Annotated in this window: 17 protein-coding genes and 3 pseudogenes; 14 read left to right on the plus strand and 6 right to left on the minus strand. The window is 54.5% G+C overall.

The annotated features are described in order from the left end of the window. On the plus strand, window positions 1–934 hold a 934-nt coding region (locus tag QXT02_RS04160; protein WP_342812097.1), incomplete at its 5' end, for a HisS family protein. Here QXT02_RS04160 and QXT02_RS04165 read toward each other — a convergent pair. Continuing rightward, window positions 917–1,750, minus strand: coding sequence for a TIM barrel protein (locus QXT02_RS04165; protein ID WP_342812098.1), 834 nt, complete (start codon window positions 1,748–1,750; stop codon window positions 917–919). The two genes, QXT02_RS04160 and QXT02_RS04165, sit on opposite strands and share 18 nt — an antisense overlap. A 44-nt stretch (window positions 1,751–1,794) precedes the next feature. On the opposite strand from QXT02_RS04165, the gene QXT02_RS04170 reads away from it, so the two are divergent. Further along, the gene (locus QXT02_RS04170; protein ID WP_342812099.1) at window positions 1,795–2,403 is read left to right on the plus strand and encodes a CDP-alcohol phosphatidyltransferase family protein; all 609 of its coding nucleotides are present in this window, start codon (window positions 1,795–1,797) and stop codon (window positions 2,401–2,403) included. On the opposite strand, the gene QXT02_RS04175 is transcribed toward QXT02_RS04170, so the two are convergent. After that, entirely contained in the window at window positions 2,400–2,711 is a 312-nt protein-coding gene (locus QXT02_RS04175; protein WP_342812101.1) for a PadR family transcriptional regulator, read from the minus strand. The genes QXT02_RS04170 and QXT02_RS04175 overlap by 4 nt on opposite strands. Window positions 2,712–2,787: 76 nt before the next feature. On the opposite strand from QXT02_RS04175, the gene QXT02_RS04180 reads away from it, so the two are divergent. The 5 genes and pseudogenes from QXT02_RS04180 to QXT02_RS04200 all read left to right on the plus strand — a co-directional run bounded on the left by QXT02_RS04180 (window position 2,788) and on the right by QXT02_RS04200 (window position 6,537). Next, window positions 2,788–3,168: a hypothetical protein gene (locus QXT02_RS04180; RefSeq protein WP_342812102.1), complete on the plus strand. Its 381-nt coding sequence runs from the start codon at window positions 2,788–2,790 to the stop codon at window positions 3,166–3,168. Next, window positions 3,155–3,838: pseudogene (locus QXT02_RS04185) on the plus strand (inositol-3-phosphate synthase); the annotation flags it as partial. The gene QXT02_RS04180 and the pseudogene QXT02_RS04185, both read left to right, overlap by 14 nt. Then, window positions 3,827–5,233: pseudogene (locus tag QXT02_RS04190) on the plus strand (LAGLIDADG family homing endonuclease); the annotation flags it as partial. The pseudogenes QXT02_RS04185 and QXT02_RS04190, both read left to right, overlap by 12 nt. Before the next feature lie 9 nt (window positions 5,234–5,242). Next, window positions 5,243–5,653 (plus strand): annotated as a pseudogene (locus QXT02_RS04195) (inositol-3-phosphate synthase); the annotation flags it as partial. Beyond that, a complete protein-coding gene (locus QXT02_RS04200; protein WP_342812104.1) occupies window positions 5,653–6,537 on the plus strand; it encodes a carbohydrate kinase family protein in 885 nt (294 codons plus the stop codon). The pseudogene QXT02_RS04195 and the gene QXT02_RS04200, both read left to right, overlap by 1 nt. 358 nt (window positions 6,538–6,895) lie before the next feature. Here QXT02_RS04200 and proS read toward each other — a convergent pair whose 3' ends face one another. From proS to QXT02_RS04220, 4 genes are all read right to left on the minus strand, one after another. Next, window positions 6,896–8,329 carry a proline--tRNA ligase gene (gene proS / locus QXT02_RS04205; RefSeq protein ID WP_342812105.1) on the minus strand — a complete coding sequence of 478 codons (1,434 nt, stop codon included), beginning with the start codon at window positions 8,327–8,329 and terminating at the stop codon, window positions 6,896–6,898. A 69-nt stretch (window positions 8,330–8,398) separates the two neighbouring features. Beyond that, the gene (locus tag QXT02_RS04210; RefSeq protein WP_342812107.1) at window positions 8,399–8,824 is read right to left on the minus strand and encodes a CBS domain-containing protein; all 426 of its coding nucleotides are present in this window, start codon (window positions 8,822–8,824) and stop codon (window positions 8,399–8,401) included. 51 nt (window positions 8,825–8,875) lie between these two features. Continuing rightward, window positions 8,876–9,082, minus strand: coding sequence for a DUF6485 family protein (locus QXT02_RS04215; protein WP_342812217.1), 207 nt, complete (start codon window positions 9,080–9,082; stop codon window positions 8,876–8,878). A gap of 42 nt (window positions 9,083–9,124) precedes the next feature. Then, window positions 9,125–10,189, minus strand: a complete 1,065-nt coding sequence (locus tag QXT02_RS04220) for an aminopeptidase P family protein (protein ID WP_342812108.1) — start codon at window positions 10,187–10,189, stop codon at window positions 9,125–9,127. Between the two features lie 98 nt (window positions 10,190–10,287). Here QXT02_RS04220 and QXT02_RS04225 point away from each other — a divergent pair, with 98 nt between their 5' ends. From QXT02_RS04225 to QXT02_RS04255, 7 genes are all read left to right on the plus strand, one after another. After that, entirely contained in the window at window positions 10,288–10,605 is a 318-nt protein-coding gene (locus QXT02_RS04225; protein WP_342812109.1) for a hypothetical protein, read from the plus strand. Then, window positions 10,593–10,796, plus strand: a complete 204-nt coding sequence (locus QXT02_RS04230) for a DUF2283 domain-containing protein (protein ID WP_342812111.1) — start codon at window positions 10,593–10,595, stop codon at window positions 10,794–10,796. The genes QXT02_RS04225 and QXT02_RS04230 overlap by 13 nt, the downstream gene beginning before the upstream one ends. 70 nt (window positions 10,797–10,866) lie before the next feature. Beyond that, window positions 10,867–11,409 carry an isochorismatase family cysteine hydrolase gene (locus QXT02_RS04235; RefSeq protein WP_342812112.1) on the plus strand — a complete coding sequence of 181 codons (543 nt, stop codon included), beginning with the start codon at window positions 10,867–10,869 and terminating at the stop codon, window positions 11,407–11,409. Continuing rightward, entirely contained in the window at window positions 11,406–12,602 is a 1,197-nt protein-coding gene (locus QXT02_RS04240; protein WP_342812114.1) for a nicotinate phosphoribosyltransferase, read from the plus strand. Before QXT02_RS04235 ends, QXT02_RS04240 begins: the two co-directional genes overlap by 4 nt. After that, entirely contained in the window at window positions 12,603–13,406 is an 804-nt protein-coding gene (gene proB, locus QXT02_RS04245) for a glutamate 5-kinase (protein WP_342812115.1), read from the plus strand. Further along, window positions 13,397–14,734, plus strand: coding sequence for a glutamate-5-semialdehyde dehydrogenase (locus QXT02_RS04250; protein ID WP_404980436.1), 1,338 nt, complete (start codon window positions 13,397–13,399; stop codon window positions 14,732–14,734). Before proB ends, QXT02_RS04250 begins: the two co-directional genes overlap by 10 nt. A gap of 14 nt (window positions 14,735–14,748) precedes the next feature. Beyond that, complete coding sequence (locus QXT02_RS04255; RefSeq protein WP_342812117.1) at window positions 14,749–15,231, plus strand: phosphopantetheine adenylyltransferase; 483 nt, start codon at window positions 14,749–14,751, stop codon at window positions 15,229–15,231. Window positions 15,232–15,238: the final 7 nt, after the last annotated feature.

Below are 15,238 nucleotides of genomic sequence, written 5' to 3' on the forward strand. Positions count from 1 at the left end.
GAAGCGGTGGCGACAGTTTCTTCAGTCCGGGGCGGAGATTATCGGCACAGATGACCCCGCCGCCGACGCTGAGGTAGCCGCTCTGACCAGCCACATCATGGAGGATCTCGGTTTTGCCGATTTTGAGCTAAGGCTGGGGCACATCCGCCTTCTCCGCGAACTCCTCTCCCACGCCGGTGTTAAGAATGAGGCCCAAGACCCCATCCTCAGAGCTGTGGACTCTAAGGAGGAGAGCCGCATCAGCGAGGAGGTCAGAAGGGCCGGGATAAAGCCCGCCGAGGAAAAGCTGCTGCGGGAACTCATTGCCCTGCGGGGTGAGGTTTCAATTCTAGGGAAGGCAACGCCTCTCCTGCGCGGAATTCCGAGAGCTACGGCGGCGCTGAGAAATCTCCAAGCCATCATAGATTATCTGCCCTCGCTAGGCGTCAAGAACTTCTCACTTGACCTCGGCATTGCCCGCGGCCTTGACTACTACACCGATTTTGTCTTTGAGGTCTACCTTGGCGGCGTCCAGGTCGCCGGCGGCGGTCGCTATGATGGGCTGGTGGAGCAGCTGGGCGGGGAGCCGACGCCCGCGGTTGGAGTTGCCTTCGGGATCGACAGAATTGCCCAAACGCTGTTGGAGCGCAAAATGGTGCCGCTCAAGGATCGTTTGAATTGCCTGGTTCTGCCGGTTGACGCGAGCGTCCGTGCCGAGGCGATGGAGGTAGTCACCGAGCTGCGCCGGGCAGGATTGGCGGCGGACATCGATCTCATGGGGCGAAAGTTCGGCAAGGCCATGGAATATGCCAACGCCATCGGAGTAAAACGGGTGGTCGTCATCGGTCCCAAGGAATTGAAGAAGGGACAGGTCATTGTTAGGGATATGGTCACGGGGAAGCAGGAGGCGGTGGCCCGGCAGGATTTGCCCCGGGCGTTAAAACCGGTAGCCTAACTTCTCAAACTTTTTCTTCAAAATCAGCGAATCTTGTTCCAGAACCGGTGATTCAGAGATTATGGTGATGTTTAGGTTTCTCCTGATGACTTCCCTGACCAGCGGGTCCACCGGCGGCTGGTCGAAGGAAATCGGCAGATGGCGTCGCTCGTTCCCCGTCCCGGGTACTTTAGCCGGCGTCCACTCCATGCTGGTGAAGTGAGTGTGCAGATGTTTTAACTTCAGCGGCTCCAGCTGGTCGAAGATCTTTCCATAATCTATTTTCCCCGCGCTTCTGGCCCAGAGGTGGGCGAAGTCGACGACGGGCTCGCAGCCGCGGACTTCTTGGCAGAGCCTCACCAGCTCCTCGAGCGACCCGAAGGCGCTTATCTTGCCTGTGGTCTCGTGGCCCAGCACCACCCCTTTCACACCCATCGCCTTCATTCTGTCCAGCATGTCAAGGTCGGCCTCCTTCACCACCTGGTAAGCAGCTTCTGGGGTCAGCGAGCCGTAGAAGCCGGGATGAAAGACGGCGATCCGGGCACCCATATGGTAGCAGCGCTCCACGGAATCGAGAATTCTCTTCTTTGAGGCCTCAAGCTTCTTCTTGTCCGTGGAGCAGAGGTTGATGAAGTAGGGGCAGTGAACGGAGAGCTCGATCTTCAGCTCCCGGGCCAGCCTGCCGACCTCCTCGGCGGTCTGGTTGCTCATCGCCACGCCGCGGACGAACTCGATCTCCATCGCGTTCAGCTTCAGCGCTGCAACCTGCTTTAGGCCGCCGAGGGTAGTGTGGTCCTTGCTGGAGATGGGGACTCCGGCGGGGCCTAAATATATCATGGTCTCCAAAACCCTTATGGCGGCGGAGAAAAAAGCTTCCGCTGGTGGAAGTTGACATGTTGAGCCGGGTCCGCGAGAGGGTTAAGGACTTGATAGCGCCGGTGGCCCAACTTTTTGCTAGGAGTGGGTTGAGCCCGAACGCGCTCACCTTGCTAGGGTTGGTTTTCGGCATCATCGCGGCTCTTCTCTTTGCCCTGGGGGAGCAGCTCCTCGCTGGAATGGTCCTGCTGGTGGCGGGATTTTTTGACATCATCGACGGAGCCGTTGCCCGGCTGCTTCAGAAGGAAACGGCCTTCGGCGGGGTGTTGGACTCCGTCGTCGATCGCTACGTGGATTTCCTTTTGTATGCCGGCATCATCTACGCGCTTATCCACCACCGGATTGCCGAGCCCGAGATTATGCTGGGCTGGGGGTGGCTCTGGGGATTGCTGGCAATTGCGGGTAGCTTCATGGTGAGCTACACTCGGGCCAGAGCTGAGGCCGCTGGTTCTGGACGGCTGGACGTAGGATTTGCCGAGCGGGCCGAGAGGTTAATAATTTTGGCGATCGGGGCCCTGCTGAGCCTGACACTCTACGCGGTGGTCATTATCGCCGTGATTGCAAATCTAACTGCCGTGCAGAGGATGTTGGTAACCAGACAGAGGTTGCACTAAGCGGCGAGCTTGGTGTAGGTTTCCTTAAAATAATCTATCGCTTCCTGCAGTAGGTCTTCTCCCTTCTTGGTTATCTTGTAATACTTCCTCGCCGGCTTGCCCCGCTGCTCCTTCCAGGAAACCGTGACGTAGCCCCCTTTCTCGAGACTGTAGAGAACGAGATAAGAGGTCACCGTGGGCGGTTTCCAGCCGAATCGTTTCTGGGTCTCTTGGCGCAGCTCGTATCCATACATGGGTCGCTCCTGGAGCAGCTTCAGGAAGTAGGGCCAGATCATCTCGGTCGTGGTCTTCCGTTTTATCCTTGCCATGGCCATAGAAAACCAAAATTAAGTGGTTAGCAAGCCTTAAATAGTTAATTTTTAGATATATTTCATAGGTTGAAATATGGTTGTAACAAGTTTACATTGTGAGAACTGCGGCTACGAGTGGAGGCCGCGCGGGGTCCCTCGGAGGTGCCCCTCCTGCCGTTCCCAGCTCGGGGAGACAAGGGCCCGCCAGTGGAGGCTCGCGGAAAGGCGACTAGCACAACTGCTGGCGGCCCGCGGCTGGAGTGCCGTCTTCCCTGCGGGAAGGCCGATAGACGTTCGTGTTGAAAAGGGCGGAAAAAAACTGTTTCTGGATGTTAAGTCAGGGCAGGACTATCTCCTCAGAGGGTCGCAGCTGGAGGAGCTGCTGCAGCACCGCAAGGACGGAGCTGAGGTGGGCTTTGCGCTGGAAAGGAAGGGAAAGTTCTACCTCTTCAAGTTGGTGGATGTGCTGGGGTGATGGTGTGGCTGAAATCAGATTGGCAATCGTTGGTGTCGGTAACTGCGCCTCATCGCTGATTCAGGGCTTGGAGTACTATAAGGAGGCGCGGGAGGATCAGTTTGTTCCCGGACTGATGCACGTCAACTTCGGCGGCTACCACATTCGCGACATCAAGCCTGTCGCCGCCTTTGATGTCGACGCTAACAAGGTTGGTCGAGATTTATCCGAGGCCATCTTCGCTCCGCCCAACTGCACCAAGAAGTTCTGCGAGGTGCCGAGGCTGGGCGTGGAGGTCAAGAGAGGTCCGATTTTAGACGGCCTCGGCAAGTACCTCAAGCCGGTTATCCCCGTTGACCCCACGCAGCAGCCGGTGGACGTGGCGGAGGAACTCAGAAAAGCAAAGGCCGACATCTTGGTGAGCTATCTTCCCGTGGGCAGCTATGAGGCCTCGCGCTTCTACGCCCAGCAGGCGATCGAGGCGGGCTGCGGTTACATCAACTGCATACCTGAGTTCATTGTCTCAGGAAAGGAGTGGGGGGAGCGCTTTAAAAAGGCCGGGTTGCCCTGCGCTGGCGACGACATCAAGTCACAGGTGGGCGCGACGATACTGCACCGGACGCTAGCCAAGCTTCTGATCGACCGAGGCGTCAAGCTGGAGGAGAGCTACCAGCTGAACATCGGCGGCAACAGCGTAACCGGTGATGAGGAAATTCTGCTTGAGGTGGATGGAGTTTTGACTAGGGTGAGAATCGGTGATTTCATAGATCAGATGATGGCAAAGTACCCTGTAAGCCTCAGGGATGGAAAAGAGGTGCTAGAAACTTCGACCATGAAGGAGGAGATAAGATGTTTCACTATCACTGACGATTATCAGCAGGTTCTAGCACCGGTGACGAAGCTGATCCGCCACAAGATCTCAGAACCTATTTTGGAAGTTACCTTGGCCGAGGGACATAAGATCAGGATAACGCGGGACCATAACCTTTTCACCATAGGCGACGACGGGAGATTGAAGCCGCTTCCAGGGAGAGAACTCAAACCTGGCAAGACTTTCGTGGTCGTACCGGCCAAGCTTGTGGACGATAGGGAGGAAGTGGACGCGAGAGATCTCACCCCCTACTTCGATGGCGCCTGGGCGGTGAAAGCAGAGGAAGAATTTCTTTCTGTTCACAATCACCCTGAAATTAGCATCCCAGTGAACTTTCCTATCACTGACGAGTTTCTGCAGGTAGTCGGGCTCTGGCTGGCGGATGGGTCATTTGATAGAAAAGATTCAGCTGCCAATCTAGAAATTGGCGTGGGTAATGATCCTGAATGTTTGGAGGTAATAAATAGATGGGCCAAAAACTTTAATGTCCAGTACGAGATCCGCGGTGACAAAAAAGTTGCGGTGAGAATTAGGTCTAAAACTATAGGGACGATAATGAAAAGGGCCTTTGGCTTAGACGGTAACTGTTACACAAAAAAGGTACCTGATTTTGTCTTCGACCTGCCGGAGAAGCAAGTGGCTCAGGTTTTGAAGGGCTACTTCAGCGGTGATGGTTGTCTCGTGGGAAAACAGGTAAGATGCACCTCTGTGTCGCAGCCTCTCATCCAGGACATCCAAACATTGCTTTTGAGGGTCGGCATTTATTCGGCTGTGTTTAGCGAGGACGGTGGAGAAAGCAGCTGGGGACCTTCCTACCAGTCCGCTAGATTGTGGCACTGTGTCATTTCCTCCCGTGAAATGCTCAAACGCTTTGTGGAGAAGATAGGGTTCATTCAGCGCCAGAAAAATGAAGCTATCAGAAAGGTTGTGGCCAGCAGAAGTTTTGATAAATTTTTCATACCCAAGATCCGTTTAATAGAAGAAGCTGGAATTAAACCGACGACGCCATATCGACTGCCAGCGGTAGAGGGCCGGATAGTCCTCTCGCAGCTCGACCGCGTTAAAGATGGGAGAGTTCGGGAACAACTGAGAAAACTTTGCCAGGGAGACATAAGGTTCGTGAAGGTGAAAGAGGTCAGGGAACTTCCCGCCGAGCCACGGCACGTCTATGATTTAAGCGTTCCTAGATATGAGAGATTCGTTTGCTCTAACATCTTAGTGCATAACACCGACTTCCTAAATATGCTTGAGGAGGAGCGGCTGAGTTCAAAGCGGGTGAGCAAGACCGAGGCGGTTTCCAGCCAGGTGCCCTATGAAGTCCCGCTCAGGATTGGCCCTAGTGATTACGTTCCTTTCCTTAAGGACAATAAGGTCTGCTACATTTACCTGCGGGGCCGCAAGTTCGGCGACATCCCGTTGACGATCGACGTCAAGCTTTCAGTTGAGGACTCGCCCAACTCCGCCGGCGTGGTCATCGATGCCGTCAGGGCGGTGAAGCTGGCCCTCGACCGTGGCATCGCCGGGCCGCTGATTGGAGTCTCCGCTTACTTCTTCAAACATCCACCGGTTCAGATACCGGATGACCAAGCGAGGCAGGCAGTGGAGGACTTCATAGCTGGAAGGAGGGACAACTGATGGCGCCGGATGTCGTTGTCATCGGGCACGTGGCGTTGGACATCAACGTCTTTCCTTGGGGAGTGGTGGAAAATGTCCTTGGCGGCGCACCCACCTACTCAGGGCTGCAGTTTGCCGCCCTGAAGCAGGAGGTGGGCATTGTGGCTAAGGTGGGCGTCGACTTCACCGAGAAGTTCCCGCCCATTTACAGCAGACTCGGGCTCGACACCGAGGGGATCTACGTCGCCGGCGAGTACACAACCACCTTTGAGAACATCTATGACGAGCAGGGGAACCGGACCCAGGTCTGCAAGCACGTGGCGCCAAGGATAACTCCCGAGGACATCCCGAGCCGCTACTTGGACGCGAGGGCTTTTTATGTTTCACCGATTGCCAACGAGATCACGCCGGAGCTGCTGAAGTTTGTCAAGAGGGAGTCTAACCTGGTGATGCTGGACCCGCAGGGAATTCTGAGAGTTATCAGTGCTGATGGCAGGGTCGGGATTAGAGCTAGAGATCTTTCGGGGTTCCTCAGCCATGTTGATATCGTCAAGCTGGGGAGGGAGGAGGCGATTGTCCTCGGCGGTGACGTTGAGGAGGGTATGCGCGGCCTTCAGAGGATGGGTCCGAGGGTGGTCATCGTCACTAGGGGCGGCGAGCCGACGACGGTTTTGAGCGAGGGAGGGTTGGTCAGGATCAATCCTCTTAAGGTTGAGGCTAAGGACATGACCGGAGCTGGCGATGTCTTCGGGGCGGCCTTTCTCACCAGATACTTGGCGACGCGGGATGTCTTGAGATCGGCGAAATTTGCCGTGGCCGCTGCAGGTTTGAAGGTCAGATACAAAGGACCGACGGGATTCCCGACCGAGCCGGAGATCCTAGAAGCCGTTCAGCGCTTGACTTGATTAACCGGTTTCCTGTTAAATCCGATTCTCCTCGTTTGGAACACCAAGCCCACAGCTTCGGGCGAGATCGGCCAGTTATAGAGCCTCCAATCGTTGCGGTACTTAACTCCGCGGGATAGAAACAGCTCCCCTCTGTTTATCTTTCTGTGGAGCCTTCTAGGCGCTGATTTCGTTCTTGGTTTATCCCACATTCTAAGATATCTGGTTTTATGAAGAAAGGCCGCCCGTGACATTGGCTGAGTTTTGTAAATCAAAGTGGTGAACAATGGTTGGTGGGTTGATTTGCAGACTTCTGCTACTAATGAGCTGTAAAAAAGAGTTTGGGTTAGAGACGTGTATCCGTCCACATGCTGTGATCTTAATAAGTCTTGGCCAAGAGCGCGTTTACCGTCGCCTGCCGAGAACAGATGGGGCATTTAGCGGTTTGCGTGGGCGCGCTGTCGATTTCCTCTCCGAGCATTTCTCCCTCAGTCTTCTCCGCTATCTGTTTGCCGCAGGATTCCTGACCGCACCAGGGAATTCTAACAATACCCCCCCGTTTTTTCAGCAACTCCTTGGCTGACTTCAGATCTGTGGTCGAGTTTACAAAGCCTTGGAACGATTTTTTAGCCCTCTCGCGAAGGTGATTGGTGATCTGCTCCAGAACTTGGACCAGCTGGGTTTTCAGGGATTTTCTGGCGATGGTGAGCTTCTCGCCAGTATCACGACGCACGGCCGTGATCTGCTCCCTTTCCACATCCTTGGGGCCGATCTCAATCCTGAGCGGCACCCCTCTTCGCTCCCAATAATAAAATTTGTTGCCCGGGCGCAGGTCGCGGTTATCAAGATGGGCCCTGATGCCAGCAGCAGTGAGTTCCTCCTTTACCTCACCAGCGACCTTTTCCACCGGAGTTTCCCTTTCCTTAAACGGGATCGGGATAATCACCACTTGGACCGGGGCAACCTGAGGCGGCAGACAGAGTCCGTCGTCATCCCCGTGAGCCATGATCGCCGCCGCCACCGCCCGCTCGGAAATCCCGTAGCAGGTCTGATAGACAAGGTGGTGCTTGCCATCCACTCCTTCGTACCTCAGCCCGTAAACCTTGGCGAAATTCTGTCCCAAGTTGTGGATGGTGCCGATCTGCAGCGCCTTTCCGTCTGGGGTGATGGTGTCAAAGGCGATGGAGTAAACCGCGCCCGCGAAGGTGTCCCAAGGCGGGCGTTTGCTGACGATGTAGGGCACGCCGAGTTCATCGTAAAATTTCTGGTAAATTTTGATGGCCTCCTTGACCTGCGACTCCGCCTCATCCTTGGTGGCATGAGCAGTGTGAGCCTCCTTGAACGTGGTGACCTCACGCAACCTGATCATGGGCTTGGTCATCTTAGTTTCATAGCGGAAGACGTTGACGACTTGGTAGACCTTGATCGGCAGGTCGGCGTGAGTCCTGATCCACAGGGCGAACATGGGATACATGGAGGTTTCCGAGGTTGGGCGCAGGGCTAGCCTGATGTTCAGCTTCTGATTTCCACCGTGAGTCACCCAGTAAACTTGTCCACCGAAACCCCTGATATGTTCGGCCTCCTTCTGAAACAAGGTCTCAGGTATCAGTAGCGGGAAGAGCACTTCATGGTGACCCGAACTCTCATGAAGCTGCCTCAGGATCGAAAAAACCAGATTGCGGAGCTTCATCCCATACGGTCTCCAGACATACAATCCCTTCACTGGGTAGCGGGTGTCCATGATGTCAGCTTCCTGGAGCATGTCGCTGAACCATCCGCTGAAATCCTGTCGCCATCGCTCCCTTTTAACCAAGCCACCACCTTCCGATAATCGCCGTCTGAGGTTTAAGTAATTATTGAGGCCGGTGGTATCTTGAAAAGTTTAGTCCACATCCCAGCCGATGATGGCTAGGTCAAAGTTGGTGATCAGTCCAACCAAGTTTCCGTCTCTGTCGATGACCGGTATTCTCCGCAGCCTTTTGTTTTTCATCAGCTTAACCACGTCCAGCACCGTGGCGTCATTGTAGCAGGTCACCACCGATTTAGTCATCACATCCTTGGCCTTCATCTTCTTGGGATCCTTCCCCTCATAGACGACTTTTCTGATGACATCACGGAATGTTATCAGCCCCTTCAGCTTTCCAGCCTTGGTCACGGGGAGACACTCGACGTTTTTGTTTATCATCTTCTTGACCATGCTGAACACGGGTTCCTCGGTTTCAACGGTGATGACATTTTTAGTCATGATCTCCTCAACGGTTAGATTTGAGACGGTTGAACCCCTAATGGAATCAGATACTTCTTTCATCTCACCACCTCCAGCTCAGAAACATCTCGTGTTATATGGGGTTATAATTACTTAAACCCGCCCCTTATAGTACTCTAAAAATGTTCGTAACGATCGATCGTAGATTCGCTCGACCTCTGGCGGGAAAAGGCAGGCGGGCAGCTCTCCCATTTCCCAGTGGTACCTGAGGCACTCGCAGCAGATGCCCTTTCTCGGGCAGGGCTCGTAGGTGCAGTTGCATTTCTGTCTGTTTTTCTCAAGGTTGCAGGTTCTTTTCATGGCACTCATAAAGAAAACGACCCGCTTGGTTTAAAAATTTTGTCAGCGAGTCAGCGCCGCGTAGCCGTCTCTTTTCACCGCCACCGTATCTTCCCAGCGAGCTCCCCCAACACCCGGGATGTAAACACCTGGCTCCACGGTGAGTACCATCCCACGGCGAAGGGTGTCCCGCGATAGTGGATATAGGTTCGGGGCCTCGTGAATCTCAAGCCCCACCCCATGGCCGCCGCCGTGGTTGAAGAATTTTCCGAATCCCGCCCGCCCGATAAACCTTCTGGCGGCGGCATCCACAATTCTTGCTTCTACCCCATCTTTTATCCTTTCCAGGGCAGCATGCTGTGCCTCCTTGACCACTTGAAGAATCCTGAGCTGTTTCCTGCTTGGCGAGAGAGCAAACGTCCGCGTCATGTCAGAGGCGTAACCGTTGAATATCGCGCCCAGGTCAACGACGACGAGCTCTTCCTTTCCCAGCTTTCTCGAGGTCGCGGTTGAGTGTGGCAACCAAGAATTGTTACCCGAGGCGACGATGGTTGGGAACGGGGTCCCTTCCGATCCCGCCTTTCTCATTTCATACTCGATCTCAGCAGCAATCTCAAGCTCAGTTCTACCAGGTTCGATGAGTTCCGCCGCCAGCTTCATCCCGAGCACCGCTATTTTTGCCGATCTTCGCAGCAGGTTCAGCTCTTCAGATGATTTTATCATCCGCAGGTTTTGCACGACTTCCGGTGACAGCAGATAGCCGGCTTCATGCAGGCCGCGGATTTTTCTGATGAAGTTCCTGTCTCCACCATCATATCCAACCGAGCGGGAGCCGATTTCCTCGAGTACCTTGGCGATGAGCTGCCAGAGCTCCATGAAAAAGACCCTTTCACCTCGTTGCAGCGGGGCCTTCCAGCTGGAAAAGCCCCTGATGTCCTTAATCTTGCTCTCCCTCTTGGCCCGCTCCAGCTCCAGTCGGCTGCAGATCAAAATAGGTTCACCGTCGACCGGTACAATTACTGCCTTGGCCGCGGTGGTTTCGGCCAAGTAGCGGGTGTTCCTGAGGGAGAGGTAAGCATCTAGGCCGCGCCTTTCGAGTTCTCCTTTCAACCTCTTAATTTTTTTCAAGCCGAACCCACTATCTTTTGCCTTCCCGGTAAAATAAGGGTGAAGTCGGCGATTGATCGCTTATAAATAACCAGCACAAAAATTGTCGTTGGGTCATCTTGGTGTTGGTTCAGTCGGTGTTCGACAACGATGTCCGTCTCAATTTTTCCACACTCAGAATCACCCTCGCCCGACATCCGGAGATGGTCAAGATGAAGCGGCTGGATCAAGAGGTGGTCACCGCAGTCTCGGAACCTGATTTTGTCCTCGCAGGCAAGTATGGAGAGAACATCGCCGTCAAGAGGATCGTGGCCGGTTACTTTTCAGGTAAGTGGCTGCTGGTCCCATATCAGGAGGGTGGGGACGTGAGTACGGTTTCAGCAACATCGCAAATAGAAAAAATGGTGGGAGGAAGGCTGATCCTGTGGAAGCGGTAATAAAAAATGTTGAGGACATCGATGCCTTTTATGACCGCGTTCATGACGTCCTTTACCTCAGTTTTGGCGGGGTTTATCCCGCCGAAGATTCTGAGCTGACCAGTAAGGATGTGATAGTCAGATACCGAGGACGCCGTATCGTTGGCATTACAATACTGGAGTTCTTCAAGCGCGTTTGCCGGTCAACGTGATTTTTTAGCTTTCAGTCCCGAAGAGCCTGTGATATTTATTTAGCGGGACTATCATTATTGGGGATAATTTTTGAGGGCAGCATTGATCGTTATTGATATGATTAACGACTTCGTGACGGGTAAGTTCGGTTTCAAGGGTGCTCTGGAAATCGTGCCCCGGATTCAGCAGCTACTCACAGCCGCCAGAGTCAAGGGAGTTACGGTGATTCATGCCTGCGATGCCCACACCCCAGCCGATCCCGAGTTACGGGTCTGGGGCGAGCACGCCATGGCCGGCACTAGGGGGGCTGAAGTAATCCCAGAGCTGAGCCCCCTCAAGGGCGAGGCAGTGATCTCCAAGCGCACCTATGATATTTTTCAGGTGCCCAGATTGGTGAGACTTCTCAAGAAAAAGGGCATCGAGGAGCTTGTGCTGGTCGGGGTCGTAACTGAGATATGCATCCAACACTCAGCGGCCGGGGCTTTCTTCAACGGCTACCGGGTGGTGATTCCGAAGGACTGTGTGGCCTCCCCGGACGAAAGGGACAAGGAGCGCGCTTTGGAATATATGAGGAGAATTTACGGCGCGCAAATCACAAATTCTAAGGAAATAATCAAAGGGTGGGGAAAATGAGAACCTTCAACGTTGCCTCCGATGAGGAGATAAAAAAGGGCGCCACCACCGATATCTACTTCGTCCGGACAAGCCAAGTCCTGAAGGCGAAGGGGCTTGATGGAAAAAGAGTGATTGCGGAGGTGACTGCAGGAGGGCTCCCGGAGGGCTGGCCCTGGGGGGTCCTCTGCGGCTTGGATGAGGTGGCCACCCTCTTTGAGGGCTATCCGGTCGATGTCTACGCAATCCCTGAGGGAACCATTTTCCGCCCGCAGGATCATTTTGGAAACAGGTTGCCCGTCATTGTCATCGCGGGACCTTATGGTAGTTTCTGCGAGCTAGAAACACCAATGCTGGGGCTGATCTGTCAAGCATCGGGCGTGGCCACGATGGCGGCTAGGTTGAGAAAGCTGGCCTGGGAGAAGCTGCTGGTCTCCTTCGGCATCAGGCGCGTCCACCCGGCCCTTTCCCCGATGATTGACCGGGCGGCCTACATTGGCGGGTTTAATGGGGTTTCCAGCCTCTCTGGTGCAAAGAAGATTGGAAAGGAGCCGATGGGGACAATGCCCCACGCCCTGATCGTTGTCTTCGGTGATCAGGTGAAAGCTTGGAAGGCATTCGACCAAGTGATCCCGCGGCAGGTGAACAGGGTGGCGCTGGTTGACACCTACTTTGACGAGAAGGCGGAGGCCATCATGGCAGCCGAGGCCCTTGGTAAAAATCTCTGGGGAGTCAGACTGGACACGCCGAGTTCGAGGAGGGGGAACTTCGTCGAGATAATCAAAGAGATTAGATGGGAACTAGACATCCGTGGCCATCGTCAGGTGAAGATAGTGGTCTCAGGGGGGATAAACGACCAGAACATAACCGAGCTGGTCAATGCAGGAGTGGACGGCTTTGGGATCGGGACCTCTCTGAGCAATGCCCCCACGATTGATTTTGCCATGGATATAGTCGAGATGGATGGAAAGCCCGTGGCCAAGCGAGGAAAACTCGGGGGAAGAAAGCAGGTCTGGAGATGTCGAAGGTGTCTGAAGGATGTGGTGACGCCGTTTGGGGAGCGAGCGCCGCGATGTCCTGCCTGTCGCGGAGGAACCGCACCGCTGTTACAGCCATTGATAAAAGGTGGAAAAATCGTGGCGGAGGAGAAGTCCGTGGACAGGATAAGGTCTTATGTGCTGTCGCAGTTAAAGAGAATTCCAATGGTGGCCTAGATGGACCAACAGACGGTGAGGAAACAGCTAGCTAAGGCGAAGAGGATTGTGGTTAAGATAGGCACCAGCAGCATCACCGATGAGAACCATCGCCTTGACCCGGAGAAGATCGGCAGGCTGGTATCCAACGTGATGGGGCTGCGGTCGCGGGGCAAGGAGGTCATCTTGGTTTCTTCGGGAGCCATTGGGGCAGGTATTGGCCGTCTCAACCTTGACGGCAGACCCAAGGACATCCCCGCCTTGCAGGCGACAGCTGCGGTGGGCCAAGGCATGCTGATGCAGGTTTACTCCAAGTATTTTGGCGAGTATCAACAGCCGGTGGCGCAGATCTTGCTAACGGCGGAGGACTTCAGCAACCCCCGGCGCTACCGGAACTTCAGGAATATGCTTGCCACGTTAATGAAGTGGGGTGTGGTCCCGGTAGTCAATGAGAACGACAGCGTGGCCTCAGATGAGATAAGGCTGGGCGACAATGACATCCTCTCCGCTTATGTTTCCATAGGTGCTTCGGCCGATCTCCTCGTGATCTTGACCGATGTCGATGGTCTTTATATGGGCTATTCCAAACGGGGAAACCGTGGTAAGTTGATTAAGACGGTTGATGGGTCGCTGAACGTGGAACGGTACGTGGATAAGGCCTCCCGGGGTTTTGGTGGCATGCTCACCAAGATTAAGGCGGCCCGGATGGTGACGGAGAAAGGTATCCCAGTGGTGATAGCCAGCAGCAGCGAGGAGAAGGTTCTGGAGAGAATTTTGGACGGAGAGGAAATCGGTACCTTGTTTCTTCCGGTGAGATTAAGATGAGCGAGGTCCTTGAAAAGGCGGCTGCGGCTAGGAAGGCGGCCCTGAAACTGGCCACCATCACCACCGAGGTCAAGAATTCGGCCCTACTGAAGGTCGCCTCGGCCATCCTAGAGAATAAAGAGGCACTTTTGAGGGCCAATGCTGAGGACCTGAAGGCAGCCGAAGGACTCTTAAAGAGGGGTAGAATTTCCTCTCCACTATTTCAGAGGCTCAAGCTTTCCGAGGACAAGCTGAAGGAGATCGCCAAGATGGTTCGAAGTGTTGCGGAGCTTGAGGACCCCGTGGGACGGACTCTGTATGCCGTGGAGCTTGATCGGGGCCTTGAGCTTTACAAGGTTTCCTGCCCCATCGGAGTTATCGGCGCGATATTCGAGGCCCGCCCCGACGTCCTGCCACAGATATCAGTGCTCTGTTTAAAGTCGGGAAACGCGGTGGTGCTCAAAGGGGGCAGCGAGGCCCGGCGCTCCAATGAGGCCTTCTTCAACGTGATTAAAGCAGCCAGTGAGGCGACTGGAATTCCGCCCGGGTGGATCCAGCTGATCGAGGCCAGAAGGGAGGTCAGGGAATTGCTGAGACTGGACGAATATATTGATCTGCTGGTTCCCAGAGGAAGCAAGGAATTCGTTAAGTTCATTCAGGCGAACACCAACATCCCAGTCCTCGGGCACGCTGAAGGGCTCTGTCACATCTACGTGGACGCCGACGCCGACATCGAGAAGGCGTTAAAGATCTGCTACGATGCCAAGGTACAGTATCCGGCCGTCTGTAACGCTGTGGAGACGATCTTGGTGCACAGCAGAATCGCTGAGCAATTTTTAAAGCCGCTGGGAAAACTTTACGCTGAAGCCGGTGTTGAAATTAGGGGCGACGAAAGGGTGAGGAAAATCATTCCCGAAGCCAAACGGGCCACGGAGAAGGACTGGCGCACCGAGTATTTGGATCTGATCATCTCAATCAAGGTGGTCGACAGCATTCAAGAAGCCATAGACCACATCAACACATACGGCTCCAAACACACCGATGCCATTGTAACCGAGAACGGAAGGAACGCCCGGCTCTTTCTCACCGAGGTCGACTCATCCAGCGTGATGCTCAATGCTTCCACTAGGTTCAGTGATGGCTACCGCTATGGACTTGGGGCCGAGGTCGGCATTTCCACAGGCAAGATCCACGCCCGCGGCCCGGTTGGTCTTGAAGGGCTGACCACCTCAAAATACTACTTGCTCGGAGACGGACATGTTGTGGCCGACTACTTGGGACCGGAGGCCAAACCTTTTACCCACGTCCCGCTGAAAAAAAGATGGTCTGAGGTTGAAAGGGAACTCTAGAGGTCGGTGGTGGTTTGAAGTTCCGGAAGGTTGTGGTCGGCGGCACTTTTGATTACCTGCACAATGGACACCTTGCCATTATCTCCAGGGCCTATGAGATTGGGGAACGGGTTACCATAGGCATCTGCTCTGACGAGATGCAGCAGCTCCTTATGAAGGACTCCGCCGGCATCCAACCTTTACCCATCAGATTATGGAGGCTTCTGAATGAGCTGCACAACCGGGGCTGGCTAGGGCGCACGGAACTAAATGTTTTATCGGATCCTTACGGGACCGCGGTCAGCGACAGGAACATCGATGCGATAGTTGTCAGCCCGGAGACAAGAGCGAGGGCTGAGGAGATAAACAGGATCCGGATTTCAAAGGGCCTGAATCCTCTGGAAATCGTGGAAATCCCGTTTGTCCTGGCCGAGGACGGCAAGCCGATCTCCTCAATAAGAATTCGGTATGGCGAGATCGACGTCCACGGTAAAAAACTGAACCAATCTAGGATTTAGCGACTAA

The organism is Hadarchaeum sp. (SeqCode) (assembly GCF_038871235.1).
GTDB lineage: Archaea > Hadarchaeota > Hadarchaeia > Hadarchaeales > Hadarchaeaceae > Hadarchaeum.

What these genes read in the sequence shown, in the direction of transcription:
- QXT02_RS04240 (WP_342812114.1), top strand. Translation starts at nt 11,406, where the DNA reads ATGAGAACCTTCAACGTTGCCTCCGATGAGGAGATAAAAAAGGGCGCC.
- QXT02_RS04215 (WP_342812217.1), bottom strand. Translation starts at nt 9,082, where the DNA reads ATGAAAAGAACCTGCAACCTTGAGAAAAACAGACAGAAATGCAACTGC.
- QXT02_RS04210 (WP_342812107.1), bottom strand. Translation starts at nt 8,824, where the DNA reads ATGAAAGAAGTATCTGATTCCATTAGGGGTTCAACCGTCTCAAATCTA.
- QXT02_RS04175 (WP_342812101.1), bottom strand. Translation starts at nt 2,711, where the DNA reads ATGGCAAGGATAAAACGGAAGACCACGACCGAGATGATCTGGCCCTAC.
- QXT02_RS04180 (WP_342812102.1), top strand. Translation starts at nt 2,788, where the DNA reads ATGGTTGTAACAAGTTTACATTGTGAGAACTGCGGCTACGAGTGGAGG.
- QXT02_RS04200 (WP_342812104.1), top strand. Translation starts at nt 5,653, where the DNA reads ATGGCGCCGGATGTCGTTGTCATCGGGCACGTGGCGTTGGACATCAAC.
- proB (WP_342812115.1), top strand. Translation starts at nt 12,603, where the DNA reads ATGGACCAACAGACGGTGAGGAAACAGCTAGCTAAGGCGAAGAGGATT.
- QXT02_RS04165 (WP_342812098.1), bottom strand. Translation starts at nt 1,750, where the DNA reads ATGATATATTTAGGCCCCGCCGGAGTCCCCATCTCCAGCAAGGACCAC.